General features: G+C 40.3%; 25 protein-coding genes and 1 pseudogene. 3 read left to right on the forward strand and 23 right to left on the reverse strand.

The features are described from left to right. The 11 genes from ACW0TQ_RS14435 to ACW0TQ_RS14485 all read right to left on the reverse strand — a co-directional run bounded on the left by ACW0TQ_RS14435 (position 1) and on the right by ACW0TQ_RS14485 (position 9959). Positions 1 to 564, reverse strand: coding sequence for a DUF6470 family protein (locus tag ACW0TQ_RS14435; RefSeq protein ID WP_256704984.1), 564 nt, complete (start codon positions 562 to 564; stop codon positions 1 to 3). A 178-nt stretch (positions 565 to 742) separates the two neighbouring features. Further along, complete coding sequence (gene flgL, locus ACW0TQ_RS14440; RefSeq protein ID WP_341173222.1) at positions 743 to 1624, reverse strand: flagellar hook-associated protein FlgL; 882 nt, start codon at positions 1622 to 1624, stop codon at positions 743 to 745. Positions 1625 to 1633: 9 nt separating this feature from the next. Then, a complete protein-coding gene (gene flgK / locus ACW0TQ_RS14445; protein ID WP_256704985.1) occupies positions 1634 to 3109 on the reverse strand; it encodes a flagellar hook-associated protein FlgK in 1476 nt (491 codons plus the stop codon). A gap of 18 nt (positions 3110 to 3127) precedes the next feature. Then, entirely contained in the window at positions 3128 to 3610 is a 483-nt protein-coding gene (locus tag ACW0TQ_RS14450; RefSeq protein ID WP_052484912.1) for a flagellar protein FlgN, read from the reverse strand. 27 nt (positions 3611 to 3637) lie between these two features. Beyond that, a complete protein-coding gene (gene flgM, locus ACW0TQ_RS14455) occupies positions 3638 to 3901 on the reverse strand; it encodes a flagellar biosynthesis anti-sigma factor FlgM (RefSeq protein ID WP_042530177.1) in 264 nt (87 codons plus the stop codon). A 74-nt stretch (positions 3902 to 3975) separates the two neighbouring features. Continuing rightward, a complete protein-coding gene (locus ACW0TQ_RS14460; protein ID WP_042530176.1) occupies positions 3976 to 4398 on the reverse strand; it encodes a TIGR03826 family flagellar region protein in 423 nt (140 codons plus the stop codon). Between the two features lie 218 nt (positions 4399 to 4616). Further along, positions 4617 to 5294, reverse strand: coding sequence for a ComF family protein (locus ACW0TQ_RS14465; RefSeq protein ID WP_042530173.1), 678 nt, complete (start codon positions 5292 to 5294; stop codon positions 4617 to 4619). Next, positions 5291 to 6700, reverse strand: coding sequence for an ATP-dependent helicase ComFA (locus tag ACW0TQ_RS14470; protein ID WP_042530171.1), 1410 nt, complete (start codon positions 6698 to 6700; stop codon positions 5291 to 5293). The genes ACW0TQ_RS14465 and ACW0TQ_RS14470 overlap by 4 nt, the downstream gene beginning before the upstream one ends. A 96-nt stretch (positions 6701 to 6796) precedes the next feature. Then, positions 6797 to 7639 carry a DegV family protein gene (locus ACW0TQ_RS14475; protein WP_042530170.1) on the reverse strand — a complete coding sequence of 281 codons (843 nt, stop codon included), beginning with the start codon at positions 7637 to 7639 and terminating at the stop codon, positions 6797 to 6799. A gap of 230 nt (positions 7640 to 7869) precedes the next feature. Continuing rightward, complete coding sequence (locus ACW0TQ_RS14480) at positions 7870 to 8562, reverse strand: response regulator (protein ID WP_042530169.1); 693 nt, start codon at positions 8560 to 8562, stop codon at positions 7870 to 7872. 257 nt (positions 8563 to 8819) lie between these two features. Then, on the reverse strand, positions 8820 to 9959 hold the full coding sequence (locus ACW0TQ_RS14485; protein ID WP_042530167.1) for a sensor histidine kinase: 1140 nt from the start codon (positions 9957 to 9959) through the stop codon (positions 8820 to 8822). 224 nt (positions 9960 to 10183) lie between these two features. On the opposite strand from ACW0TQ_RS14485, the gene ACW0TQ_RS14490 reads away from it, so the two are divergent. Next, positions 10184 to 10834: a YigZ family protein gene (locus ACW0TQ_RS14490; protein ID WP_256704987.1), complete on the forward strand. Its 651-nt coding sequence runs from the start codon at positions 10184 to 10186 to the stop codon at positions 10832 to 10834. Positions 10835 to 10880: 46 nt separating this feature from the next. Here ACW0TQ_RS14490 and ACW0TQ_RS14495 read toward each other — a convergent pair whose 3' ends face one another. After that, a complete protein-coding gene (locus ACW0TQ_RS14495) occupies positions 10881 to 11033 on the reverse strand; it encodes a hypothetical protein (RefSeq protein WP_175297007.1) in 153 nt (50 codons plus the stop codon). 411 nt (positions 11034 to 11444) lie between these two features. On the opposite strand from ACW0TQ_RS14495, the gene ACW0TQ_RS14500 reads away from it, so the two are divergent. Beyond that, positions 11445 to 12404 carry an LCP family glycopolymer transferase gene (locus ACW0TQ_RS14500; protein ID WP_419880332.1) on the forward strand — a complete coding sequence of 320 codons (960 nt, stop codon included), beginning with the start codon at positions 11445 to 11447 and terminating at the stop codon, positions 12402 to 12404. Between the two features lie 245 nt (positions 12405 to 12649). Next, entirely contained in the window at positions 12650 to 14644 is a 1995-nt protein-coding gene (locus tag ACW0TQ_RS14505) for a penicillin-binding transpeptidase domain-containing protein (RefSeq protein WP_455725791.1), read from the forward strand. A gap of 123 nt (positions 14645 to 14767) precedes the next feature. Here ACW0TQ_RS14505 and ACW0TQ_RS14510 read toward each other — a convergent pair whose 3' ends face one another. The 11 genes and pseudogenes from ACW0TQ_RS14510 to ACW0TQ_RS14560 all read right to left on the reverse strand — a co-directional run bounded on the left by ACW0TQ_RS14510 (position 14768) and on the right by ACW0TQ_RS14560 (position 25892). Further along, a complete protein-coding gene (locus ACW0TQ_RS14510; RefSeq protein ID WP_193064272.1) occupies positions 14768 to 15220 on the reverse strand; it encodes an IDEAL domain-containing protein in 453 nt (150 codons plus the stop codon). Positions 15221 to 15347: 127 nt separating this feature from the next. After that, on the reverse strand, positions 15348 to 15713 hold the full coding sequence (locus ACW0TQ_RS14515; RefSeq protein WP_193064271.1) for a DUF779 domain-containing protein: 366 nt from the start codon (positions 15711 to 15713) through the stop codon (positions 15348 to 15350). 113 nt (positions 15714 to 15826) lie between these two features. After that, complete coding sequence (gene exaC, locus ACW0TQ_RS14520; protein ID WP_042530156.1) at positions 15827 to 17347, reverse strand: acetaldehyde dehydrogenase ExaC; 1521 nt, start codon at positions 17345 to 17347, stop codon at positions 15827 to 15829. Between the two features lie 303 nt (positions 17348 to 17650). Next, on the reverse strand, positions 17651 to 17833 hold the full coding sequence (locus ACW0TQ_RS14525) for a cold-shock protein (RefSeq protein ID WP_040978795.1): 183 nt from the start codon (positions 17831 to 17833) through the stop codon (positions 17651 to 17653). 318 nt (positions 17834 to 18151) lie between these two features. Then, positions 18152 to 18889 carry a Cof-type HAD-IIB family hydrolase gene (locus ACW0TQ_RS14530; protein WP_052484911.1) on the reverse strand — a complete coding sequence of 246 codons (738 nt, stop codon included), beginning with the start codon at positions 18887 to 18889 and terminating at the stop codon, positions 18152 to 18154. Between the two features lie 265 nt (positions 18890 to 19154). Beyond that, positions 19155 to 19523: pseudogene (locus ACW0TQ_RS14535) on the reverse strand (helix-turn-helix domain-containing protein); the annotation flags it as partial. Positions 19524 to 19839: 316 nt separating this feature from the next. Beyond that, positions 19840 to 20328 (reverse strand): chemotaxis protein CheW, encoded by a 489-nt coding sequence (locus tag ACW0TQ_RS14540; RefSeq protein ID WP_042530151.1) that lies wholly within the window; start codon positions 20326 to 20328, stop codon positions 19840 to 19842. Positions 20329 to 20356: 28 nt separating this feature from the next. After that, on the reverse strand, positions 20357 to 22447 hold the full coding sequence (locus ACW0TQ_RS14545; protein WP_042530149.1) for a chemotaxis protein CheA: 2091 nt from the start codon (positions 22445 to 22447) through the stop codon (positions 20357 to 20359). A gap of 17 nt (positions 22448 to 22464) precedes the next feature. Continuing rightward, positions 22465 to 23292: a flagellar motor protein MotB gene (motB, locus tag ACW0TQ_RS14550; protein WP_042530147.1), complete on the reverse strand. Its 828-nt coding sequence runs from the start codon at positions 23290 to 23292 to the stop codon at positions 22465 to 22467. Then, entirely contained in the window at positions 23285 to 24070 is a 786-nt protein-coding gene (gene motA, locus ACW0TQ_RS14555; protein WP_042530145.1) for a flagellar motor stator protein MotA, read from the reverse strand. Before motA ends, motB begins: the two co-directional genes overlap by 8 nt. Positions 24071 to 24236: 166 nt before the next feature. Continuing rightward, entirely contained in the window at positions 24237 to 25892 is a 1656-nt protein-coding gene (locus tag ACW0TQ_RS14560) for a glycoside hydrolase family 13 protein (protein ID WP_332094394.1), read from the reverse strand. Positions 25893 to 26269 lie beyond the last annotated feature (377 nt).

The following is a 26269-nucleotide window of genomic DNA, read 5'->3' on the forward strand; positions in this document are numbered from 1 at the left end:
TTATATTTTTGTATTGATTACTTCAATTGTTAACTCCGGACGCTGGGCGAGGGAGGTTTCTATGCTTCCAGGTGTATATTGCATGATTGGTTTATTTGCTCTTCCTTCAATCACCGGCTGATGTGTTTGCACCTGAATATCTAAATCTGCCGGTTCATAGGAAGTTTTTACAGCAAAGGTAGAAGGTATAAATGTAATCCCCAATCTTTTTTGCTCTGAAAATGCGTTTTCCATCGCCTGTGCCTTGATGGTATCTGCACTATTTTCAATGCGCATTAATGCATTGCCCTGCCGTGCTCTTCTGGCAGTCCCTTGAGCAGCCGCCTGTTCCCCGGCCTGCGCATTTTTGGCGATGCTTTTTTTCGCACTTAATAAATTCATGTCCTCCCATGCCTGGCTCTGATCGATGTTTAGCTTTCCTTGTTTCGTACGCATGGAGATTTCTGCTTTGGGCTGTCTGATGGTTAAATCACCAGACGTTTGTGACATATGTAATTGTGCCGGCTCTGTTTGAATTTGTATTTTTGCCGGCTGTGAATGCATTCTAATTTGTGGAATCTCCATCTCTTTTCCCTCTCCATCGCATGATTTAGAAAACATTGGCTTGGCTAAGCCTTTGAGTGAATAACATGCTCACATCCGTCTTATAAAAAAACTGTCCTATTTGCTAAAAACACCCTGCTCCAAACAACGTAGTGGGCAGGGTGTTTTATACGTAACAAACTTTCACGTGAACTTGTCCTTATCGTAAAAAGTCAACCAGAGAAGGCTGGATAATACGAGAACCTGCTGAAAGTGCTGCCCGATGTAGACTCTCTTGTGTAATCAGGTTCGTAATTGCCTCTGCAAAATCGACGTCTTCATTATCAGATAACGTTTTTGTCGTGACGATTTTTTGATCGGCTAAGCGGTTTTCGACAAGCTCTACCCGATTCATACGGGCACCGATTTCTGCACGTGAATCAAGAACGCCGCCAATCGAAGCTTCTAATTCGCCAATGCTTTCTTCGATACCTTCTCCGTCTACAAGGCGTGAAATAAAGCTATCTACCGTTGCAAATAAATCTCCATTCTCGCCAAAAACGGTAGATCCATCTGTATTTGCTTTTACGGTAATCCCGCTTGAAACTTCGATAACCACATCATCATCTGCAAAATCAACCGTCAGTTCTCCATCTTCGCCTATTGTTACTGGTTGTACATCCGAATTTGTACCGTTAAAAATATATTTTCCATTCACACTCGTATTCGCTATATCTACTAAATGCTCTTTTAATTGCTTTGCTTCTTCTACAATACTCTGGTATTCATCACTGCTGTTTGTCCCATTGCTTGCCTTTACTGCCAGCTCTTTTAACCGCTGCATCGCATGATTGGTCTGGTCAATGGCAGCATCTGTATTATCCAGCCAGCTGTTCACTTCAGAGGTATTCCGTTCAAACTGTTCGATTCGTGCTAATTTGGAACGGTAAGAAACGCCCTTCATCGCAATCATCGGATCATCAGAAGGCTTGGATATCTTTTTCCCCGTGTACAGCTGATCCATATATTTATTCATTTGCGTACTGTTATGTGATAAATTACGTAATAAGTTATTGGAAAGCATACTTTGAGTGACACGCATTTTTCTAACCTACCTTCCTACTAATCCCATTCGGTTGATAATTGTATCTATTAATTCATCCATCGCTGTCATTCCGCGGGCAGCTGCATTGTATGCATGCTGGAATTTAATCATGTTCGTCATTTCTTCATCCAGAGAAACTGCACTGATCGATTGACGCTGGTTATTGACCTGGTGCTGCAATGTCGCTGTATTATCCAGCATGGTGATGGCATGGTTAGCATCCACGCCGACTTCACCGATAATGGATTCCAGATAACCGTTCACAGAGACACCATCTAAATCCTCATTAGCACTTGTAAAAACATTCGACAAATCTCTTGCCAGGTCTCCTGAATTTCCTTCTCTTGACACATTAACTTCGGAACGGTCTTTTAAAGCAACTGCCATTTTCCCGGCAGCCCCCCGTGCATCAGTTAATTCTTCAAAAAATGGCAGCCCGGAATCCCCTTCTTGATGCAGTTCATTGATGCTGGTCACAATTGCATATGCCAGATTATCCAGCTTTTCAAGCATTTCCGGGAAATCGCCTTTTGCTACCGCGTTATCCCCTTCGCCCTCCGCATATCCGGAAGCATGTACATAGCTTTGGATAGTGCCTCTGGAGGATGTAATATCCACATCGCCTACATTAATGCTTTCAAAAACTTTCATTCCATTAATTTCTGTATAAACCGGGTCATCGATCTGCCGGGTTTCTCCTGTCACCCCATTTACGATATTCACCGGCTCACCGTCTGCAACAATGATATTCACAATGGCGACACCATCCCCCTGCTTCCCGCCCGGAATATGGTCTTTATTGTATGTCACATCAATATTCACAATTTCTGAAAGCTCATCCAAAATATTATCGCGTCGATCATATAAATCATTGGCAGTATACCCATGCGTTTCGAGCTTTTTAATTTGGGAATTGATATCTTTCAGGTTTTCAATCATACTATTTGCCTGATCAATTGTATTCTCTGTCTCCGTTTGTAAATCCGTACGAATCGTATTCATCGAAGACGACAGATGATTGAACGTATCAGCCAGCGCTTCCCCTCTGCTCAGGATGACTGCACGTCCCCCATTTTCGCCCGGGGTGGTAGATGCAGTCTGCAACGCACTCCAGAAATCACTCATTGCTGCTTCGATGCCTGAATCGCTCGGTTCATTCAATAAATTTTCCATTCTTGAAAGTGCCTCTGTCCGTTGAGACCAATAGCCTACAGAAGCATTCTCCGATCGAAATTGTGTATCTAAAAATTGATTGCGGATACGCTGTACAGACCCGGCTTCTACTCCGGTCCCCATCTGGCCAGGCAGATGCGGACTGTTCATCCCCGGCGTCGGGTAAGGATTCATCGCCTGCATATTAACGCGCTGTCTGGAGTATCCAGGTGTATTGGCATTGGAAATATTATGCCCGGTTGTATATAAAGCACTTTGCTGTGTACTCAGTGCCTGACGTGCCATTTCTAATCCTCGGAACGTGCTCATGCCTTCTTCTCTCCTTTTCTACGCTTTCGAATCAAATAAAGAACGGTTGGACATCTTATCAGAGGATGCAGTTCCGTAATTCATTGAGTTGATGGAAGGATTAACTAATTCCATCGAAAGCTGAACAAACTTCATCGATTCTTCCAGTAATGCTTTATTTAATTGCTCTTGTCTTTTTAGCTCTGTCATTGTATCCGTTAGTGCAGCCGCTGCATCTGCTGCCATTTTCTGCTCTTCTCCATCCAGCCTGTCCAAGATTTCTGTAATGGTCAGTGATGCTGCGGCATCAGGCTGTTCTTGATTCCATGCTTCTGCGGCTTCCTGTCTTTGTTGTTCCTGTTTCTCCAGTTGACGGATAAGCTTCTGCTCTTCTAAAAGCAATGCCTGAAATTCATCCAGCTTATTATTCGTCAAAGCTTCTGTCTTTCGCTTGGATAATCCCAGTAAATCTTTGTGTGTTGCGGTTAAATCATTCATTGCGTGAATCAGCTGTATGCCCACACCGTTTCCTCCTTTGACGGTATTCCCTTACTTACCAGTCCAAAAATCATGCATTTTCTGAGCAACCTTCTCATAATTTATTTCATATTGATTGCTCTCGATTTTTTGTTTTATCTCATTGACATATGCTGCCCGCGTTTCATTGGGCTGCTCCTGCTTCTGCAGCTTTTTCGCTTCCGGCGATATCTCAATACTGTCCTTCTTATATGCTTCAGACTCGACTGCCTGTTTATCCTTAAATGCCTGTTTATATGGATTAAAGTTGGTTGGATTTGGTCCATGTATTTTCAATTTCTGCACCCCTTCCAGTAATGCGTGATTTCTTTGGATACTGCATTACTCTTTCTTTGTTCGATTCTGGTATATTAATCTTTCTTCCATTCTCCTTTTGCATAATACGTTGTTTCACTTTCTTCTTTCAGCGCTTTTTCCTGAATGGATTCCACTGCATCATGCCGCTCCAGTTCTTCCTTCAGCTCTGTCTGGCAAGCATCACATAAAGTCCCTTCTGTAATAGGCCGTTGGCACCTTTCACAAGGATAGGACAAATTAGGGAAGTGAGAAGGCTGGAGCCTTTTTTCCCGGATAAATTTATGAAGAATACTTTCATCTACATCTATCGCCTCTACAATCTGCCCAATTGTAGCCATCCGGTTTTCCCGTTTTCTTAAAAAGTTATATACCATTCTAAAATCTTCTTCTTCTTTTTTATAGCATTCGTTGCATATTTCTCTAAATTGCTTCACAAACACACGATTACATCGTTCGCAGTTTGCCAGTTCTCCCATTGCCGTTTCTCCTCTCTGCTCTGCATATTGCCAGGAAGGAATTTATCATTTCATATTTTATTTTCACGAAATACTTTTGCCTACTTATATCATCGTCACTATTGCCGCTATTGTTAATAGTAAATTCGATTTATTTTACGTTCGTTACATTTATTATAACAAATCGTTTCGCAGTTTTGGGAGCAGTTCTATTATTCATCCTGTGCAGGCCTGCCCTTCTAACTTCGTGCTACTGTTAAGGAATACACTGCCGGGCAGCCGTGAAGCTTCAGCTGCTGTGCTGCCTGCCGGACAGTTGTACCAGTTGTATAAATATCATCCACAATCAAAGCTGGCTGCTGGAGGGCCTCTGTGATAAAAAAAGGATTCCCTCTTTTTAAACGCGACTTCCGATTTTTCTTTGCCTGCTTTTCCCCGCTGTTTCTTCCCAACGCATGCTTTACTGGAATATCCAGCATTTCTGCCAGAGCTAATGATTGATTAAACCCCCGCTCCTGCATTCGATTTTTACTTAATGGAATAGGCACGGCCGCTATGGATGGCGTAATCGAAGCAAATTGTTTTTCAAAAGCACGCTGCAGGTCCTTCCGAAAAACCTCTCTTAATACATAATCTCCCCGGAATTTCCATTGGGTAATCAGGTCACGCATCGTTTCATTATAATAGTAAATAGAATAATTCCCTTCTATATTTTCTCCTAATTGCCTCCACTGCTGACAATCAGAACAAATGGCGCCGTTCCACGCCCGGCTGCATACCTCACACCGCTTTCCAGAAATTATTTTGAGTTTTGCGGCACATGTTTCACAAAGAACCGAATTCGCTTCTATCGTCAGCCAATTCGACCATGTCAGGGGCTTTTCTAAGAGGGCATAGCAGTATAAACAAATATTCAACGCTTTCTCCCCCTTGCATTCATATCTAAAATCATCTGCCTGGCTTTTTCCATGGCATATGTTTTCCCATCATGGAAAAAGATAACCTCTCCCGATGGGTCATCCGCACTTCTTCCGGCACGTCCAGCAATTTGCACCAGTGCAGCTTCATTAAATACTTCATGGCCGGCACCCAGCACAACTACATCCACAGAGGGAAAGGTCACTCCCCTTTCCAGGATTGTTGTTGTAATCAAGGCGTGTAATTTCTTTTCCCGGAACTGGTTGATTTTTTCTTCTCGATTCTGATCCGCCGCAAAAACGATTTCTAATTCTTCTGCGGCTGCTATCGTATTGGTTTCAAGCAGGGAAGTGGAAATGACTTCCTTTAATTCCTTTGCCATGACGATTTCCGGCACGAATAACAGCAGCTGCCGCTTCGGATTTTTTCTCTGCGTAAGCCATTTTAATAAGACATGGGGAAGCTTTTTATTTGTCAGCTGACTGGTAAGGTAAAAGGAAAATTTAAATTTGGGGACAGGTAAAAGATGTCCATGGTAACGCAAAGGCACAAAAACATGCGGGAGTTTTCCAAGCTTCATTTGCAGCCTGAAGTTTTTACGAGGGGTGGCTGTGAGGTATAATGTCGTAGCCTGCTTCTTAACAGCTTGCTTGGCAGCATACATCAGGCTTCTATCTAAATAATAGGGAAAAGCATCTACCTCATCAATGATTAATACATCAAATGCCTGATAATAGCGCAGCAGTTGATGCGTAGTGGCTAAAATCAATTGGGACCTGCCAGTACGTTGCTCACTGCCGCCATAAAGAGCTTCTATGGTGATGTTTTGAAAAGCCTGTCTCATTCTGGGGAGTAATTCCCGGATAACATCGACGCGTGGAGAAGCCAGAGCAACACGATCCCCGCGCTTCAATGCCGCAGTAATTGCCGGGAACAGCATTTCTGTTTTGCCGGCACCGCAGACAGCCCAGCATAGATAGGATGGAATTATTTCGTTAACGGCTTGCTCCAGGTGCGCCGCAGCCCTGCTTTGAGCTGGCGTTAACTGTCCTTCCCAGGTTAACGGATTGGCATGCACCGGCCACCGTGCCTCTGCGCCATTCCAACTATACAACGGCTTGCATTCGCTGATCCTTCCCATTTGGATACAGTTCCGGCAATATAAATGGGTTTTCTGGCAAATTCCACAAGAGTATTCGGAAAAATAATGCATGGCTGTATTGCCGCAGCGAGTACATTTTGCTGCTCCTTTATTATTTTCAATTGCAGGAATTGGAATGAGCTGCTTCGTAGATCGGAGTACTTGAAAACAGGCTTGAGGTATGGGGACTTCATCTTCTAATAATCGTTTTCCGGATAAAGCCTGAGCGAGGAGTGCAGGGGTTAGGGGAATCTGTTTGTCCATACGTAATATAACACCTCCGTAAATTGTGGGGAAAAGCATCTATTTAGCAGAAAACTTCATTCAGTGCGCTTTTCTGCTGCTGAATGAAGTTTTATTCTATTTTTTATACCAAGCGACGCCAACAGCGCCTTGTCCGAGATGCGTACCAATAACAGGTCCAAAATAACTGATAGATGTTTCGATTTCCGAATGTTTTTCTTTAAAATCCGCTTCGAGCTTCTCGGCATAAGAACGGTCATTTCCATGAATAAACACTACGCGCAGTTCCTTGCCTCCGTCAACCTCTTCTTCCAGCATGGCAAGGATGCGGGATATCGCTTTTTTCTTCGTGCGGATTTTTTCAAAAGGAACAATCAGCTTATCCTCAAAATGAAGAATCGGCTTGATTTGTAACAGACTTCCTAATATCGCTTGGGCATTCGATAATCTTCCGCCTTTTTGGAGGTTCGTTAAATCATCCACCATAAAATAAGCGCGGGCTGATTTTTTTATTTCATCCAATCTCGCTAAAATAGCCTCTGCGGATGCTCCATTTTGAGCCATTGCCGCAGCTTCAAGCACATAAAAGCCCTGCAGCATACAGCTGATTTCCGAATCGTAGGCATACACATCGATTCCTTCCACCATGTCACCTGTACTTACCATGGTCTGATAGGTTCCGCTTATTCCGCTCGATAAATGAACCGAAATAACAGCATCATAGTCTTCTGCTAATGCTTCTAATTTTTTCGTCATCTCGCCGACAGACGGCTGTGAGGTACTTGGCAATTCTTTGGCGTCAGCAAGCTTCCGGTAAAACTCCTCCGTGGTAATATCTAATTCTTCACGATAGGATCCATCCGGGAAATTGACACTTAACGGAACCATATGAATATTATATTTCTCCCGTTCTTCCGGCGTAATATATGCTGTACTATCTGTCATAACAGCAACTTTCATAGGCAATTACCCCTTTTCTTTTCTGTTACTATACTGTCTTGTTTCTGTATATCCTCATAGAAAACGGCTTACTTGACATTATTCTACACGAAACGGCTGTAAAAATCGAATGCTTTCCGGCAAGATGAACGTCTCTCCTCACCATTATGAAGAAATGAGAGATTCTGCTTGCCCAGAGGGAAAAAAGCGCCCTGACAGACTCAATCAGGACGCTTTTTTGTTTATTATAATTAAATAACCTCTACCCAGCCTTTTCGTATAGCACACACAACAGCCTGCGTACGATCATTCACATTCATTTTTTGAAGAATATTACTTACATGGTTTTTTACTGTTTTTTCACTGATATAAAGCGACTCTGCTACAGCACGGTTGCTTTTCCCCTCTGCCAGCAGCTGCAGCACCTGACATTCACGTCTTGTCAATAAATGAAGCGGCTTGCGGTGCTCTACATGTCTGTTTGCCAGACTGGAAGTATTTTCCCGTGCCAGACGTCGATACTCTTTTACTAAATTATGTGTAATGCGCGGATGTAAATAAGAACCGCCCTCGCTAACTACTTTAATTGCTTCAACAAGTGCTTCTGCATCCATCTCTTTTAGCAGATAGCCTTGCGCCCCCGTTTTCAAAGCATGTGTCACATAATTTTCATCATCATGGATAGACAGAATGATTATTTTTGTATGCGGAAATTGTCTCAGTAAGTCAGCAGTTGCCTGTACCCCGTTAATTTTAGGCATATTGATATCCATTAACACAACATCCGGATTATTATCTCTTACAAGATTAGCTGCATCCGTTCCGTCATCCGCTTCTGCAACTACCTTAAATGCCGGTTCGAATTCTAAAATTCGTTTGACACCTTCGCGAAATAATTTGTGGTCATCAATTAATACGATATTTACTTCTTTTTGTGCGTCCATATATATATCTCCTTTTCTACTAAATGATACTAATTGAACTGTCATGTTGTCTTCATCATTAATAGATAGATAGTTTTCTCTAGATTAAATAAGTCTATTGTAGTATATTTCATCATTATTGTCTCATTTCAGCTCAAACTATTTTTAACAGCTTATTTATTTATGAATGATGACACCCCTATGAAAAAATCCAGATACTTTCTACTTTTCTGCAAAAAGCTCTTTTTTTCTACAATATCTCTTTTTTCATTATATACTTAAGTTAACGAATATGGAACATTAATTGTAACCGTTGTTCCTTTTCCTTCCCCTGTCACGATTTCCAGCTTGCCGTCAAGCATCTCCACGCGTTCTTTCATCCCGATTAATCCAAAGGAATTATCACTTTTTTCTTCCGGATTAAACCCTTTCCCGTTATCGGCTACAATCAGAATCAATCTATCTTTTAAAATTTCTAATTTCACTTTGATTGTTGTTGCTTCACTATGCTTTATCACATTCTGCGCAGCCTCCTGCATTAGCCGGAACAAAGCAACCTCATATTTGGAATCTAATCTTTTTTCTTTCCCAAATACAATAAAATCTACATGAATATTATGATATTCGGTCAATCTGTCAACATATTTCCGGATTGTCGGGATAAGTCCCAAATCATCCAAGGCCATTGGACGCAGGTCATAGATAATTCTCCGCACCTCCTGTAAAGAAGCACGAACATTTTTTCGCAGCGATTTAATTTCTTTGCTCACTTCTTCTGGCGACCCTTTTTTTATGACATAGTCCAAAATATCGGACCGTAACAAGACATTAGCCAGCATTTGAGCCGGTCCATCGTGGATTTCCCGGGAAAGCTTCTTCCTCTCCTCTTCTTGTGCTTCAATGATTTTCAAACCAAATTCCTGTTTTTCTCTGGCATCTTCAATCATCTCATTGACCTGTTTCATGTCATCCATCATAAAATTAAAAATAACCGTCATTTTAGCGGTAAGCTCTTCTCCGCGTTGCAATATATGTGTAAGATTTGTCAATCTGAGCTCTATCTCATCACGCCGCTTCCTTAACAGTTTTTCCTCTTCGCGCATAATGACTAATTTTGTTTGCAGATCATGTGTTTTTTCATAAACCTTCCGCACTTCTTCCTCAGAGTATTTCATAAAGTCTCTGCTGACTGCAGCAAGCTTCTTACGGTGATTTTTGACTTCGTTCTCTAACTGATCACCGTTTTTGATATATTCCTTTACTTTCTTTTTCGTTGATTCTAATTCCCCAGAAAGGTATTCATACTCTTTTCTGCCTTCCTCGGTCATTTCAAATACTTCATCCTTACTCTGGTTTACCATCTGCATTACATTCTCTACAATGTTATCTATCGCTTGACTGCTTAATCTTATTGTCATAAAAAACTCACCAACCTATGTTATAATTATTCGTAGCTTTCCTTGGTTTTATAAGGTTATTTAAAAATTAATTTCACCAAAATCCGGTATATATCTGTTAAATTAAATATGAAGCGAAGATAACAGCTGCTCAAGCGGACTTAAACGGCATTCCCAAAAGACACAGCTGGTTACAATGCCTTAGGGATGTTATGTAATACTTAAAATAATGAGGTGAAAATAAAATGCTATCAACTTATTATACCGTAAATAAACAGGGGACAGACGAAATAACCATTCAAAAGTCACGTTTTATCGCAAATGTTAAAAGGGTGGAATCAGAAGAGGAAGCACAGGAATTTATTCAATCTATTAAAAAGGAACACCGGGATGCGACACATAATTGCTCCGCATATATTATCGGGGAAACCGATTATATCCAAAAAGCGAATGATGACGGTGAACCAAGCGGAACAGCTGGTGTCCCAATGTTAGAAGTATTGAAGAAAAAAGGATTAAAGGATACTGCTGTGGTCGTGACAAGATATTTTGGAGGAATCAAACTGGGAGCCGGCGGGCTTATCCGTGCTTATGGCTCAGCAACCACACAAGGCATCCAAACGACCGGAATCGTCCGCAGAGAACTGATGCAAGGTGTTTCCGTCACTGTCGAATATACACTGCTCGGCAAGCTGGAAAACGAAATTCATCAGCAGTCCAAATATCTTTTGGAGGACATTCATTATCTTGAGAATGTCGCATTTATTATTTATGTCAAAACGGAAGAAACCGATACTTTCCAAGATTGGATAACGGAAATGACAAATGCGCAAGCAGCATTCGAACTGCTCGGCCAGAAATATGTCGACATCGATGTAGAGGATACGCCTTCATAATAAAAAAACTCTGTCAGATTGCTCGATAATCCGACAGAGTTTTTATTTAATAACTTCTTTTTATGTTTGTGGTCGTATTTAATGATAATTCCTTAATAAGTAATTGAATGATTTCATCCATTGAATTTACTTTTTGATTTTCCGTATCATGAATAACCCGTTTCAATATCTTCTGATACTGTTCTTGCTCTCTGCCCATTCATCTACCGCCTTTAAATATTTTTTCTAAAAGTCGTTAACCTATACTCTACATGCAAATATGTAATATTGCACTCTAAGATGAATTTTCTTACTAAACGTAATTCTATATAAAAATAGAAGCGTTGTCTACTAATTTCGATAAATTTTTTAACTCTTTTGATAGATTCATAAATGACAGCGATTTCATCTATTCAAAGGCGTAACCCCCCCGTCAAAACTCCTCTTTACAGCTAATTCAAATCTCACAGCGAATCAAAAGTCCTACCCTCAGGAGAAATAGTACGCACAAAATTTGTTTTAAACATAGACGATTTATCTAATTTTCGATATAATCTATTACAGATTTATTTTTCCTGACAATTAGTAAAAATTTGTTTAAATTAAGGAAAGAATAGAGGAGAATATATTGGTGTCCAGATTAAATGATAGAAGTCGTAAAAGAAAAAAATGGCCATTTATTGTTGGTGGAATCATACTGTTTTTCATTTTAGTCGTCGGCGGCGGGGCCTTTTTTGTGTGGAATCAGGTTGGCAAGGTTGTTGAATCGATGCATAGTCCATTAGAAAGAGATAATGACCCTGAACGGCAGGATGAAATCAACCGGCTCTATAGCGATTCAGATGCAGTTAACATTCTGCTTCTGGGAGTAGATGAACGGGATGGAGATGTCGGACGTTCGGATACGATGATACTGCTTTCCTTAAATCCAAGAACCGACTCCATGCTTATGTTAAGTATTCCTCGTGATACCTATGTAAATATCCCGGATCGGGGAATGGATAAAATCAACCATGCGTATGCATTTGGTGAAGCTGCTCAAACAGGAGGCGGTACTGAATTATCTGTGGAAACAGTAGAAGAAGCCTTTGGTTTGCCTATCCACTCCTATGTACGTGTGAATATGGAAGGTTTCCAGCAAGGTATTGATGCATTAGGCGGCGTTACTGTTCAAAACAGCACAGCTTTTTCTCAAGACGGGCATGATTTCAGCGAAGGAAATCTCACTTTAAATGGCGAGGAAGCTCTTTCTTATATCCGCATGAGAAAAGAAGACAGCCGCGGTGATATGGGAAGAAATGAACGCCAACGTAATGTTATCGTTGCTGCAATGGATGAAGCAGCCAGCTTTTCAAGCATTACCAAAGCAGGCAACATCCTGGACATCTTAGGAAATAATGTCCAAACGGATTTAGATATGAAACGGTTGCAAACATTATTTACAGACTATAGCGGAACAAGAAATAATGTCGAAACAATGGAAATAGAAGGAGACGGTCAAACCATCGGCGGAGTTTGGTATTATGTGGTACCTGATGATGAATTTAACCGTATCCGCTCAACGATTACCGACCATATGGAACAAAAATAAAGAAATGTGTCATTACTGAAACTTTTTTCATAGATTTCAGAACTGCAGACAGCTGATTCCAATTGGAAAACAAAACGTCACCTGGTAAATATACAGCGTGACGTTTTTTCACACAGTCTCTTCCTTTTTCTGATTGGATCAATATACTTTTAAAAATTTCATGTCATTCTATCTATTTTTCTAAAAAAAATGTAGAACGTGGTATACTTTTACGTAAAGAGATATTTTTTAATGGGGGTTAGAAAATGTGGAAAAAAAGTTTATGGATGATTCTTTTTATCGCCCTGTTAGCCGGGTGCTCTGAAGAACAAACCGACCCGACAAATACGTTAAATCAATATGCAGAAGCAGTAGAAGAAGGAGACTATGAATCTCTGTATCATCTTTTTTCTCAGGAAACAAAAGATACATATAGCGAAGAAGAGTCCGCTCTGCGCTTAGGAAAATTATATGATGATATTGCTGCTACGGATATTGAAATAAATATACAGCAATTAGAGGAAAGAGAAGTCGCTAACGCATATGACGACGGCATAGCAACGATTCCCTTCACTGTTAGCATGAACACAATCGCCGGTGAAATTTCATTTGATTACCAGGCAGAACTGACTTTAATCGAAATGGAAGATGAAGAAGACAGCTGGCTGATCAATTGGGATTCCGGCTTTATCTTCCCTGATCTTGCAGATGGCGGAGAAATCCGCATTTCTACCAACGAGCCGGAAAGAGGAGAAATCCTTGACAAAAATCAGATGCCACTGGCAATCAATGATACCGTATACGAATTTGGAGTTATCCCGAGTGAATTGGGAGAAAATGAAGCAAAGCGCGAAGAAATAGCCCGTTTACTCGGAATGTCTGTCGACTCTATTAATTCCAGTATCGAAGCAGAATGGGTGGAAGATGATTTATTTGTTCCGCTGAAAACCATCCTCCCAGATGATTCAGATACCGTACAGGAGTTAAATGCAATCGATGGCGTTTCCTATCGTGAAATAAACGGCAGGGTTTATCCAGAAGGCGAAATAACCGCTCACTTAGTAGGTTATCTCCGCTCCGTAAATGCAGAGGATTTGGAAGAGCTAGACCCGACAGAATACACTTCTTCTGACAGAATCGGAGCACGGGGATTAGAAAGTTTATTTGAAGAAGAGCTTCGCGGTAAAAAAGGAGCGACGATTCAAGTAACAAAAGATGACGGAGAAGATGTGACTTTAGCTGAAACAGAAGCAGTAGACGGAGAGAATATTACAGTAACAATTGATATCAATATTCAGGATGATGTTTTTCAAGGATTTGATGAGGAGCCTGGCAATGCAGCTGTCATCGATCCAAAAACGGGGGAAACATTAGCCTTAGTCAGCAGCCCGTCTTTTGATCCAAACGATATTCTTTATGGCACTGCCCCAAATTATTGGGCAGATATGGAAGAGGATGAGTTACAGCCTATGCTGAATCGTTCTTCCTCCACGTTTGCGCCTGGTTCTGTTATTAAACCGGTCACTGGCGCAATCGGGCTGAAAAACGGTACGATTGAATACGATAAAGGCATTGAAATTGATGGATTGCAATGGGAGGATTACAATGTAACACGTGTATCGACCTCCGACGGACCTGTGGATTTAGATGATGCCCTGGTTCGTTCAGATAATATTTACTTTGCAATGAAAGCCGTTGAAATGGGCGGAGATGCTTTTGTTGAAGGGCTGCATGAATTTGGAGTTGGAGAAGAATTCCCATACACCTATCCGGTTTCAGATTCTACCATTTCTAATTCAGGTGAGTTAGACGACAATTATTTACTGGCACACACAAGCTATGGACAAGGTGAAATTGAAATGAGCGCGCTGCATCTGGCAACTACTTATTCCGCCTTCTTGAATAATGGAGATATGATACAGCCGACATTATTAACAGATGAAGAAACCGGGCAGTTTTGGAAAGAAGGCTTAGTTACGGAAGAACAAGCGAATCAAATCCAAGAGTCCCTTCGTAATGTGGTCACAGAAGGAACTGGTAAACCTGCTGAAGAAGCCGATTTTCCTATCTCAGGTAAAACAGGTACCGCCGAATTAAAATTAACCGGAGAAGACAGCGGAGATGAAAATAGCTGGTTTGTCGGCTACCCGACAGATGACCAGGATCTCATGATCGCCATCATGGTGGAAGGAACCAAAAACAATGACCGCAGCTCCGGAGTGGAGAAAGCTACAGAAATATTAATGGATATTAAAGAGTAGAGCTTCTATAGCAAAAAGGGTTTGAGCACTGGTATTGTTGCTCAAACCCTTTTTTTATAAGCAAAAGAAAGCCATTTAACAGAATAGCATCTGTCAAACAGCTGAAATAGAAATATAGTCATTTTATTGATTGTTTAAGGCACTTGTTAATTCTAAGAATGTTTCTTTGTCATCGTTATCAATCGCTTTATCAATCAGCCTTCTGACATTTTCATACTCCATTTCTGCTATCAGCTGGTCTAAAGCCTTTTGCTGTTCGGAAACCTCCTGCGAATCTTCAGGTAAATAATAGGATTCTGCAATACGGTGAAGCATTTCCAAAAAGCCGGGAATCGAAATCAATTGTGACATGGAGATAGTGAGTACTTCTTTCCCTTTTTGAAAAGCAAAGACATCATCGACATTCTCAATTTTTTTCGTCTTGCGATTAATACGAACTTCCGTAGATTTTACAGGGATAAATTGATATACCTTCTTATTCATGATAATGGAGAAGTATTGATATGCTAAAATAATCCGGATATATTTCTCTTCTGTCTTTACATAATAAGGCTTTAACATTTTAACAGTAACCATCTTATCCCCCCTATTTAGGACACACTCTAAATTTTCTGTTAATTTATTCTACCGGATATAGCTGAAAAAATCAAGCAGAGATTTTTAATTGTTTAGAAAACTTGGTTTTTATTAAAAATTGAAATGATCATGGGCTTCCATTTAACGCTTCTGCTTCTTCCTCTGAAAAAACTCTCGAACGAGTTAAAAATCTTTTTCCTTCAGGTCCTTCTAACGAGAACATCCCGCCCCTTCCATTAACAACATCAATAATAAGCTGCGTATGCTTCCAATACTCAAATTGATCTCTAGATATATAAAATGGGATATCGCCTGGCAGTTTTCCTAATAAGACATCCGACTCGCCGGTTTTTAGCTCTCCAAGCGGATAACACATGGGCGAGCTTCCGTCACAGCAGCCTCCTGACTGATGAAACATAAGCGGGCCATGAATGTCTTTCAGCTTCTCCATCAAGTTCTGCGCATCCTGCGTTGCAACCACTCTGTCTACCATGGAAAATACCTCCTTATTTAAGTAACTGCAGACAAGAGAATCCGTATGTTTCGGCAGGCATACGTATCTAACCTATGCCTGCCATTTTGCTGTTCCTATAACCTTTTTTTATTTTAAAATAAACCAGCCGGGCCTTCGCTGTAGCTGACCAGTAAGTTCTTTGTCTGTTGATAATGATCCAGCATCATTAAATGATTTTCTCTGCCGATTCCTGATTTTTTATATCCTCCAAATGCGGCATGCGCAGGGTACTGATGATAACAATTGGTCCATACGCGCCCGGCTTGAATGCCGCGTCCAAAACGATACGCTGTGTTCATATCACGTGTCCAGATACCAGAACCTAGACCATATAGTGTATCATTTGCGATTTCCAGCGCCTCTTCCTTATCCTTGAATGTAGTTACGGATAATACCGGACCGAAAATCTCCTCCTGGAAAATACGCATCTTATTATTCCCTTTAAAAATTGTCGGCTGCACATAATACCCGGAAGCCAGTTCTCCGTCAAGCTTATTAACATCTCCACCGACAAGAACTTCTGCACCTTCCTGCTTGCCAATATCGAGATAAGACTTAATTTTTTCAAATTGTTCTTCCGAGGCTTGGGCTCCCATCATCGTCTCTGTATCAAGCGGGTGACCAATTTTAATTTGATTGACACGTTCAATTGCTTTTTCCATAAACCGGTCGTAGATTGATTCATGCACAAGGGCGCGGGACGGACATGTACAAACTTCCCCCTGGTTCAGGGCAAACATGACCATTCCTTCAATTGCTTTATCTACAAAGCTGTCATCCTTATCTAATATGTCTTCAAAAAATATATTCGGTGATTTGCCTCCCAGCTCCAAGGTTACTGGAATTATATTTTCAGACGCATATTGCATAATGAGACGGCCAGTCGTGGTTTCGCCTGTAAATGCAATTTTCGCGATACGGCTGTTTGTGGCAAGCGGCTTCCCTGCTTCTACTCCAAAACCGTTGACAATATTCACCACACCGTCTGGCAACAAGTCCTTGATTAAATCCAACAGCACATGAATCGAAGCCGGTGTCTGTTCAGCAGGCTTCAATACAACGCAGTTTCCGGCAGCCAATGCTGGGGCAAGCTTCCAGGTTGCCATTAATATTGGAAAGTTCCATGGAATAATTTGACCGACGACTCCTAACGGCTCATGAAAATGGTAAGCAACCGTATCATTATCAATTTGGCTCAGCGTCCCCTCTTGCGCGCGAATCGTCCCTGCAAAATAACGGAAATGATCGATTGCCAATGGAATATCTGCTGCCAAGGTCTCCCGGACTGCTTTCCCGTTCTCCCAGCTTTCTGCTACGGCCAGCTTTTCTAAATTCTCTTCCATCCGGTCAGCAATACGATTTAAAATCAGTGCCCGTTCTGCGACAGATGTTTGACCCCACGCATCTTTCGCCTCATATGCTGCATCAATCGCCGCATCCACGTCTTCCTTTGTGGAACGGGCGATTTCACAAAACACTTCACCTGTAATCGGAGTTGTATTCTCAAAGTAGTTTCCCTTTAGCGGCGGCTGATACTTTCCCCCAATGTAATTATCATAACGCTTTTCATAGTTTACAATAGCACCTTCTGTGTTCGGATTAGCATACCTCATTTAAACTCCTCCTTATTGTAAGCGATTACATTTTGATGTGAATAATATATTAATTTGTTATTACAGTATAGCAAATATTATCTTACATTTACAATAATTTCAACTATTAAATTTTTTATGTATGAAAATCCTTTATATTTCGTTTGCAAACTGCTCAGCTATAGGTATTTGAACTTGACTATACCACCATATTGAAAATATGCTTTCTATTTCCTGTTTAACGAACGCGAAGATGCAGCGGATCAAAATCAACCCGCTGCATCTTCGCTTCGTTCTATCCTCAGTAAATTATAGAGATACTATTTACTTCAATTCAGGAATTACTCGAACTTCTTTTGCCATTTCAGATTGGCATAAAGGGCAGCTCGGCTCAGCTTCAAAACTAAACGATTCTCTCATCCATCCTTGACAATCTTCTTGAGTGCATGACCAGACGTTTGTTTCCACCTCTGGCACTGGTTCCTTAGGTCCACGCGAAAAAGACATTATAGCATCTCCCTTCCTTATATACAGTATACGCTAAAACTTGAAAGAGTGAAACTTTTGAGCATAACAACTTTTCATACTTTTTTCAAATATTGTACCTTTATTTCCATAAATTCATGTGTCAGCTTCTTCTTATAGCTTGTACTACTTTCCATTTTGATATACTGTTTAAAAGCGAAATGCTCTTTTTTTATTATATGCGCTGAATAGCTATATATGATAAAAAGATTCATATATACAAAAAAGAATTAGACAGCTTTTTGTATACTGCCCAATTCCTTTTGTATTCCCATACATGAAACATATGGATATCATCAATTATTTCAATGCAAATTTTTCAATTGCTTTACCGACACCGTCTTCCAGATTACTGTCTGTTACAGCATTAGCTGCTTCTTTTATTTTTTCTTGCGCATTGCCCATCGCAACACCTACACCTACTTGCTGAATCATTTTCAAATCGTTCAGACTGTCACCGACTGCCATAATTTCTTCCATAGAAATCCCGGTACGATCGCAAAGAAAGGATAATGCATTTGCTTTGCTTACACCTTCAGGGTTAATTTCAATATTTGTCGGCAAAGAGTTTGTTATTTCTAAACCCTCCAGCTCCTTTAACCTATCTTTAACTTCCTGCAGTCTATCCAGATCCTCTGAAGCACATCCGAATTTAAGCCATTGATAATCTTGTATATTTACTGTTTCATCGCCTTGAAATACTCCTTCCGTAGAAATCATCCATCTGTGTACCCCTGCTTCTTCGGTATATTGCTGCAGTTTTTCTACTGTTTCATTAGCCAACAGTTTCTGCTGGAGCAATTCTTTTTCCATTGTCCACACCTGGCCGCCGTTAGCTGTAATCATAAATGTCTGTAATTTTAACTCTTCTGCATAAGGATAGCATGTATCAATTCCCCGTCCAGTACTTAGTACCACTTGGATACCTTGACGCAATGCCTCCTGGATGGCTTCCTTATTACGCTTTGATACCTCAAGTGCCGGATTTAACAATGTTCCATCCATATCCAAGGCAATTAACTTCACCGATTTTGTCATTTTATTCATACCTCATTTCTCTGTTATCTTGTTTAAGTATACTGGAAACCCGGATGCTTTTACTACTAAAACGCAGCTTGGCGCATCCATTAGATTTTGAACTACCCCCGCTTATCCACCTTATAAGTTGCTTGAAGTGGGAGATTCCTAAGAACACCAACCTACCGGTCAGTTATGGATTAGGCTATCCCCGCAGTCCCTGCGGTTAATCGCAATGCTTCTTTACGAAGATTCCTGCTTGCGTTCCTATCTCTTTGGTGATGGCATTGACATGTTTCGTGGTATAGGATTGAACAGAATTCTTTTTTGATTTAAAACGAGGTGCCTTATTCTGTTTCTTATAATAGCGCGTATAGGAATCATTCACGTTTTCCACCGCTTTTTGAAGGGCAATACTATCGACTTCTTTGAAGAAGGGATAGGTTTTCTTTAATTCCCGAACTGCTTTGATTGCCTTATTTTCATTGAAAAATTCGCTCTTCCAATTATTTTGAAGAAGCTGTCCGTGTTGTATCATTTCATTCACCGTATGCCAATAGTGGTCTTTTTGTTTTCCTGTAAAATAGTTGTAGACAAAGCGGGAGCAGCCGATTGTCTTATGGATGAAGGTGATTTGTTTTTTGTTCGGATAGATACGAAAACAAAATGCTTTTTTACTTTCATAGCTTCTTACCTCTCCTGTCTATTATATCAGAAAAAGGATGTTTTTTGGAACGTTTGTTCGATTCCATATTGGACAGTTTAGACACTCAAAAGCAATCTTTTGTGCATGGGAGATTCGTCTCCCCCTTACCTCTACGCGCTTGAAGAGGGAGTTTTCTCTCGTTTTTTTATAAAAAACTGCTGTTTCTACAAATTATCCTATTATATTTCCCAGGAAATACTCTGTTTCTCGTTTTCAAAAAGAAAACACCTAATCAGATATTTCTAATTAAGTGCTTTCTAAACAGCTAGCTTTCGATAGTTTTCCCAGATTCATCTATATCATTGATGATTTCCTGAAGCTGATTTTTTTCGGTGAATTGAATAATCTGCTCCAAATCTAACAGTAAAATAAGTTCATCGTCAATCGTTGCTACACCTAATAAAAAGGTATCTTTTATCTCACCGACAAGCTTAGGGGCAGACTTAATGAAGGAAGCTGGTATATCCTTTACCTCTGTCGCCTGATCCACAACCATCCCAATTTGCATCTCATCAACTTGTACAACGAGCGTTCTGGTCTGGTCTGTGATATCAACACCGCCTAGATTCAATCTTTCCCGTAAATCAATAATAGGGGTCATTACTCCCCGCATTTCCGTAACACCTTTCATAAAACCAGGAGTACGAGGTATTTCTGTTAGAGATAATGCCCGCTCTATGGAAACGATTTGCTGCACATGAACAGCAAAGGTCTGTTCTTTTAATCTGAATATAATATGTTTCTCTGTATCCATTTACTTTCCCCCTTTCTTTAAATGCACTTTAATCAATCAGCGCATTAGGATCAATAATCAAAGCGACCTCACCATCACCTAATATGGTTGCTCCTGATACGGCAAATACTTCTCCAAGATAATTCCCTAGCGATTTTAATACAACTTCCTGCTGACCAATCAGTTCATCGACAATTAATCCCAGCAGTTTTTCTCCCTTTTTGATGATTACAGTAGAATAACGATCTGCTTCCGTATCATAATCAGGAACCTTTAGTACCTTACCTAAAGACAAGACAGGTATAATTTTGCCACGATAATCGATAACATCTGCTCCTTGCGCACACATAATCTTTTCTTTAGGAAGCATAATCGTCTCTAAAATAGAAGTTAATGGAATCGCTAATGTTTCCTTCTTAACATGGACAAGCATGGTAGTAATAATCGATAAGGTCAAAGGCAGCTGGATGGAAAAGGTGCTTCCTTTCCCTGTCATAGTTGTTACGGAAATTTTACCGCCTAATGCTTCGATTTTATTTTTTACAACATCTAAGCCAACACCGCGTCCCGATACATCGGAAATCGTATCAGCTGTACTGAATCCTGAACTCATAATTAACGCTGCAACTTGATCATCGGTTAACTCTTCGGCTTCCTGTGGTGTAATAATATTGTTTTCAATCGCTTTTTCCGATACTTTTTCGCGGTTGATTCCCGCACCATCATCTTCTATTTCGACAAAAACATGATTTCCGCTGTGGTAAGCACGTAATACGAGCTTGCCTTCCTCCGGCTTATTGTTCGCAATCCGCTTCTCCGGCCTTTCAATTCCATGATCACAAGAATTACGAATCAGATGGACCAGCGGATCCCCAATTTCGTCAATGACCGTGCGATCTACTTCTGTTTCTGCACCTTTTATTTCCAGGGCAATTTTTTTATTTAAATCTTTGGATAATTGACGGATCATTCTTGGAAAACGGTTGAAAACCTGCTCGATTGGAACCATTCGCATCGCCAGAATCAGCGATTGCATATCCGAACTTACTCTGCTTAAATGCTCTACAGTCTCTCTTAAATCACTATTGTCTATTGAGGAAACAAGCACCTCAAGTCGGCTTCTATCAATCACAACCTCTTCAAATAAGTTTAAAAGATTATCAATCTTATCGAGATTTACCCGGATATTCTTAGAAGCAGTTTTCTTTCCGTTATTTTGTGCAGCCTCTTTATTTTTCGACACTTCTGCCTTTGTTTCAGACTTCTTCGCTGGTACCTCTGTCACCTTTTCACTGACCGTTTTTTTATTTGCTTGCACGATTTCTTTCTCTGCTGTTTTTTCCTCTGTCTGTTCCTCCGTATCCGAAGCCGTTTCATCCGTTTCGATCACATGTGCTTCAACCGTTTCCACTTCTGATACATTTTTCACTGCTTCCACCAAGGCGTCCGGCTCTTGGTCTGTCAAAAATAAAAGTGTAAATCCTGAATCAAATGTCCCTTCCTCAATCTCTTCTACAGTCGGGGAAGTACGGATAATTTCTCCCAAGTTCTCTAATACTTCAAACACCATAAATGCCCGGGCGCCTTTTAAAATACAGCTCGCTTCAAACGTTACTTTTAAATCATAGGGGGTCATCCCTTGTTCTTTGGCCTGCTGAACAACCGTGAACTGAAATTCATCTAAATCGGATGCTTTGAAATAATTTCCTGTATCTTCCTTTTCTTCCACTGCTGCTGCAGCTGCTGATTCAGAAATACCTTCTCCTTTTTCAATTGCTTCCAGTTTTTTCACATGTTCACTGACATCTTTTTTACCGTCTCCTCCGTTTCGCACAGAATCAACCATATCTTCCAAATCATCAATAGACATAAATAACGTATCGATGATTTCCGTGTTTGTCATTAATTCTTCATTACGAATCAGGTCCAGAACGTTCTCCATTTTATGCGTCAGAGAGGCAATATCTTCATACCCCATTGTTGCTGCCATCCCTTTTAGCGTATGGGCAGAGCGGAATATCTCATGTACATATTCCAAGTTAGAAGGATCTTCTTCTAATTTCAATATAAAATCATTGATTGACTGTAAATGCTCCTGGCTTTCATCTAAGAAAATATCCAAATATTGTTGCGTATCCATAAGATTTCCCCTCTATTCTAATCTTCATTTGTTTCATCCGGAACATTGATCTCATAATTAGGTAAAACCAGAACTTCTACACGTCTGTTCCTTGCTCTGTCTTCTTCTGTATCATTAGGAAAAGCCGGTTCAAATTCTCCATACCCCTTCACGCTAAACAGTGTCGGATCAAGATCATCATTTTGCATCAAAATCTGCATAAAATTCATTGCCCGTGTCACGCTCAATTCCCAATTTGATTCAAAATCTGCGTTATGAATTGGAACATCATCGGCATGGCCGCTGATAACGACCTGATGCGGAGGCTCTGTATGCAGGATTTGAGAAACATCTTCTGCAACCTGTATTCCTTCTTGTTTGACCACTGCACTTCCAGAATCAAACAGAATATCATTGCGCATGGTCACCAGCAGCCCTTCTCCTGTTAAAGTTGTTCCAAATTCTTCAGTAAGACCTGCTTCTTCAATATATATATTAATTTCTTCCTCGACCTGTCTAAGCCTGAGAAGCTCCTGTTCTCCTTCTATATCAGCTTCGTCAGCTGTCTCCTCTTCGCTTCCTTCTTCATCATCTGTGCCCTCTTCCATATAATCTCCTTCGTCCCGACCTTCTTTCATACTGGGCGGAATTGGTTCCGACTCGTAATCTAACAGTCCTGTCCCTGATCCGGATGATAATTCATCACGAAAGACATTAGCAAGCTGGAAATATCTTTCCACATTGACATCACTGGAAGCAAATAAAACTATAAATAAGGCTACTAATAAGGTTAATAAATCAGAATAAGGAAGCAGCCAAGATTCATCTACATGTGATTGTTTTTTCTTTCTTTTTCTTCTAGCCATCGCTATCCCTCTTCTGCAGTTCTGCCAGCTCTTTGGAAGAAAGTAAAGATCCTAATTTTTCCTGCACAATTAAACGGGAATCGCCTGTTGTAATAGACAAGACGCCTTCCACAATTAATTCTTTTTGCAGTACTTCCCGCTTCGATTTTTCACGCAATTTATTAGCGAATGGGTGCCATAAAACATAACCTGTGAAAATCCCCAGCAAGGTCGCCACAAAGGCTGCTGAAATGGCATGTCCCAATGCGTCAATGTCAGACATATCAGCGAGTGCTGCAATCAATCCGATTACTGCACCAAGTACTCCCAGTGTCGGAGCATATGTACCAGCTTGTGAAAATATAGCAGCACCTTCTTCATGCCGCTGCTCCATCGCTTCTATCTTTTCAATCATGACATCTTTGATAAAATCCGGTGATTGTCCATCAATGGCTAATTGCAAACCAGACGAAAGAAAGGGGTCATCTACTTCATTTACTTGGTTCTCTAAAGAAAGAAGCCCTTCTTTACGCGTTTGATCTGCCCAATCCATGAATAAGACAATAAGCTCTTTTGAATCAGTTTGTTTCTCTTCAAAAAATAATTTCTTAAATAATGCCGGGACTTTCTTCAGCGCACTTCCCGGGAAGGCAATCGTAACTGCTGCAACTGTCCCTAACAGGATGATAAGAAATGCTGCCGGCTCAAGCAATGCAGCTAAGTCTGCTCCTTTTAATACCATCCCTACGCCGATAGCAATTAGTCCTAATATTAATCCTATGACTGATGATTTATCCATATGTATCCTCCCGTTTTCCATTGTACCTACTTTTAATATCGGTAAAATTCATAAATTATGAAGTCCCTTGGAAGGTAAATTTCGCATGAATCGACAAGTATTTTACAAATGATTGATTAATCTAAAGAAAAACAGGCTGTGCAAATCAGCACAAACCTGTTTTTCTTTAGTCTACTTGATAGATGACAGCTTGATAAGGTTTGAGTTTTCCCAGCGCTGCCTCTTCGTAATTGTTGATTAGCAATTTTAAGTTTTTATCCTTTAATTTCTCCGGTAATTCATATTCCGTTGCTTTCCCAAAGACATTCACCAAAATAATCCACTTATCTTCTTGATATGTTCGCGTATATGCATATATATCCGGATGTTCCGCTATCATTAGATTATAATTTCCATAGATGAGTCCCTGCTCTTGTTTCCGTAATGCAATCAGCCGTTTATAAAAATTCAAAATTGAATCGGCATGGTCTTGCTGTTCCTCTACATTGATAGCTGTATAATTTGGGTTTACTTTCATCCACGGTGCTCCTGTTGTAAAACCGCCATTTGCTTCATTGTTCCACTGCATTGGTGTACGGGAATGGTCTCGGCTTGTCTTAGCTAATGCAGCCAATATTTGCTCTTTCGGAACGCCTTTTTCCAGCTGCTCCTTATAAAAATTCTTTGAATCAACGGCATCATATTCCTCGATTGATTCAAATGGCGCATTCGTCATTCCAATTTCCTGTCCCTGATAAATAAATGGCGTTCCCTGCATCATAAAATATAGTACAGCGAAAGCTTTTGCCGAAGCTGCATGATACTTTTCCGGGTCTCCCCAGCTGGAAACAGAACGCGGCTGATCATGATTTTCTAAAAATAATGCATTCCAACCGACTTTCTCCAGACCCTTCTGCCATGTGGTAAACACATCCTTCAGTTCTTCTAAATCAAGCCCTTCCCCTGTTTCACGTCCCCAAAGATTGAGATGGTCAAATTGGAAAATCATATCAAATACCCCATGCTTTTCACCAACCCAGTCATCTGCCTGTGAAAGTTTCACGCCGTTAGCTTCCCCAACAGTCATAATGTCATAGTGATCCAGCGTTGCTTTTTTAAACTCCTGAAGGAATTCATGGATGCCCTCCTGATTCATATGTCCTTTAAAGGAAGGAACGTATTTTTTCTTTTTCGGGTTCGGCATATCTGGAAAGCTGGGTTTCTTTTTAATATGCGAGATTGCATCCACACGAAAGCCGTCAATTCCTTTATCCAGCCACCAGTTGACCATTTTGTATAAATCATTCCGGACTGCTTCATTTTCCCAATTTAAATCGGGCTGTTTTTTAGAAAAGATATGCATAAAGTATTCTTTTGTCTGCTCATCATATTTCCAGGCTGAGCCTCCAAAAATAGATTCCCAGTTATTTGGTTCTTCTCCATTCTTTTTTTCTGGATGCCAAATATAATAATCGCGGTATGGATTATTCTTCGATGACCTCGACTCGATAAACCAAGGATGTTCGTCAGAGGTATGATTAATCACTAAATCCATAATCAGACGCATGCCTTTTTGATGTGTTTTTTCAAGAAGCTCGTCAAAGTCCGCCATTGTCCCAAACTCTTTGGCAATCGCTTGATAATTGCTGATATCATAGCCATTATCATCATTAGGAGATTGATAGACAGGGCTTACCCAGATAACATCGATCCCTAAGTCCTTTAAATAATCTAATTTAGAGATAATGCCTTGAATATCGCCGATTCCATCTCCATTAGAATCCATAAAGCTTCTTGGGTAAATTTGATACGCTGTTGCTTCTTTCCACCATTTTTTATTCATTTTTCGACTTCCTTTCTTCGATCGCTGTGTAGGTTATTCGCTTAAACTAAAATAAGTCTATAGTGTTATAATAACATTAATAAACATATAAAAAGACTCTATAAAACAGAAAAATCAAACTCATCAAAAAAATAACGATTACACTTATCATAATCGTTATTAATCGGAAAAACAGCCAAATACTATATATAGCGACACCTATTTAATTGGCAATACTAATTAATATTCAATTAAGACATGAATAAAATAGTATAGGTTCTATTTGATACTATTTTATTTGATATTTTGTCCATAAATTTAATCAGATATATTAAAAGATAATTTCATTTATTTTTTAAACTGGTTTTCACACTCAAAATAAACACTTTTCATCTGTT

This window comes from Oceanobacillus sp. M60, from assembly GCF_053839645.1.

What these genes read in the sequence shown, in the direction of transcription:
- ACW0TQ_RS14435 (WP_256704984.1), bottom strand. Translation starts at nt 564, where the DNA reads ATGGAGATTCCACAAATTAGAATGCATTCACAGCCGGCAAAAATACAA.
- flgL (WP_341173222.1), bottom strand. Translation starts at nt 1,624, where the DNA reads ATGCGTGTCACTCAAAGTATGCTTTCCAATAACTTATTACGTAATTTA.
- flgK (WP_256704985.1), bottom strand. Translation starts at nt 3,109, where the DNA reads ATGAGCACGTTCCGAGGATTAGAAATGGCACGTCAGGCACTGAGTACA.
- ACW0TQ_RS14460 (WP_042530176.1), bottom strand. Translation starts at nt 4,398, where the DNA reads ATGGGAGAACTGGCAAACTGCGAACGATGTAATCGTGTGTTTGTGAAG.
- ACW0TQ_RS14470 (WP_042530171.1), bottom strand. Translation starts at nt 6,700, where the DNA reads ATGGACAAACAGATTCCCCTAACCCCTGCACTCCTCGCTCAGGCTTTA.
- ACW0TQ_RS14475 (WP_042530170.1), bottom strand. Translation starts at nt 7,639, where the DNA reads ATGAAAGTTGCTGTTATGACAGATAGTACAGCATATATTACGCCGGAA.
- ACW0TQ_RS14480 (WP_042530169.1), bottom strand. Translation starts at nt 8,562, where the DNA reads ATGGACGCACAAAAAGAAGTAAATATCGTATTAATTGATGACCACAAA.
- ACW0TQ_RS14485 (WP_042530167.1), bottom strand. Translation starts at nt 9,959, where the DNA reads ATGACAATAAGATTAAGCAGTCAAGCGATAGATAACATTGTAGAGAAT.
- ACW0TQ_RS14490 (WP_256704987.1), top strand. Translation starts at nt 10,184, where the DNA reads ATGCTATCAACTTATTATACCGTAAATAAACAGGGGACAGACGAAATA.
- ACW0TQ_RS14495 (WP_175297007.1), bottom strand. Translation starts at nt 11,033, where the DNA reads ATGGGCAGAGAGCAAGAACAGTATCAGAAGATATTGAAACGGGTTATT.
- ACW0TQ_RS14505 (WP_455725791.1), top strand. Translation starts at nt 12,650, where the DNA reads ATGTGGAAAAAAAGTTTATGGATGATTCTTTTTATCGCCCTGTTAGCC.
- ACW0TQ_RS14510 (WP_193064272.1), bottom strand. Translation starts at nt 15,220, where the DNA reads ATGGTTACTGTTAAAATGTTAAAGCCTTATTATGTAAAGACAGAAGAG.
- ACW0TQ_RS14515 (WP_193064271.1), bottom strand. Translation starts at nt 15,713, where the DNA reads ATGGTAGACAGAGTGGTTGCAACGCAGGATGCGCAGAACTTGATGGAG.
- exaC (WP_042530156.1), bottom strand. Translation starts at nt 17,347, where the DNA reads ATGAGGTATGCTAATCCGAACACAGAAGGTGCTATTGTAAACTATGAA.
- ACW0TQ_RS14525 (WP_040978795.1), bottom strand. Translation starts at nt 17,833, where the DNA reads ATGTCTTTTTCGCGTGGACCTAAGGAACCAGTGCCAGAGGTGGAAACA.
- ACW0TQ_RS14530 (WP_052484911.1), bottom strand. Translation starts at nt 18,889, where the DNA reads ATGACAAAATCGGTGAAGTTAATTGCCTTGGATATGGATGGAACATTG.
- ACW0TQ_RS14540 (WP_042530151.1), bottom strand. Translation starts at nt 20,328, where the DNA reads ATGGATACAGAGAAACATATTATATTCAGATTAAAAGAACAGACCTTT.
- ACW0TQ_RS14545 (WP_042530149.1), bottom strand. Translation starts at nt 22,447, where the DNA reads ATGGATACGCAACAATATTTGGATATTTTCTTAGATGAAAGCCAGGAG.
- motB (WP_042530147.1), bottom strand. Translation starts at nt 23,292, where the DNA reads ATGGCTAGAAGAAAAAGAAAGAAAAAACAATCACATGTAGATGAATCT.
- motA (WP_042530145.1), bottom strand. Translation starts at nt 24,070, where the DNA reads ATGGATAAATCATCAGTCATAGGATTAATATTAGGACTAATTGCTATC.
- ACW0TQ_RS14560 (WP_332094394.1), bottom strand. Translation starts at nt 25,892, where the DNA reads ATGAATAAAAAATGGTGGAAAGAAGCAACAGCGTATCAAATTTACCCA.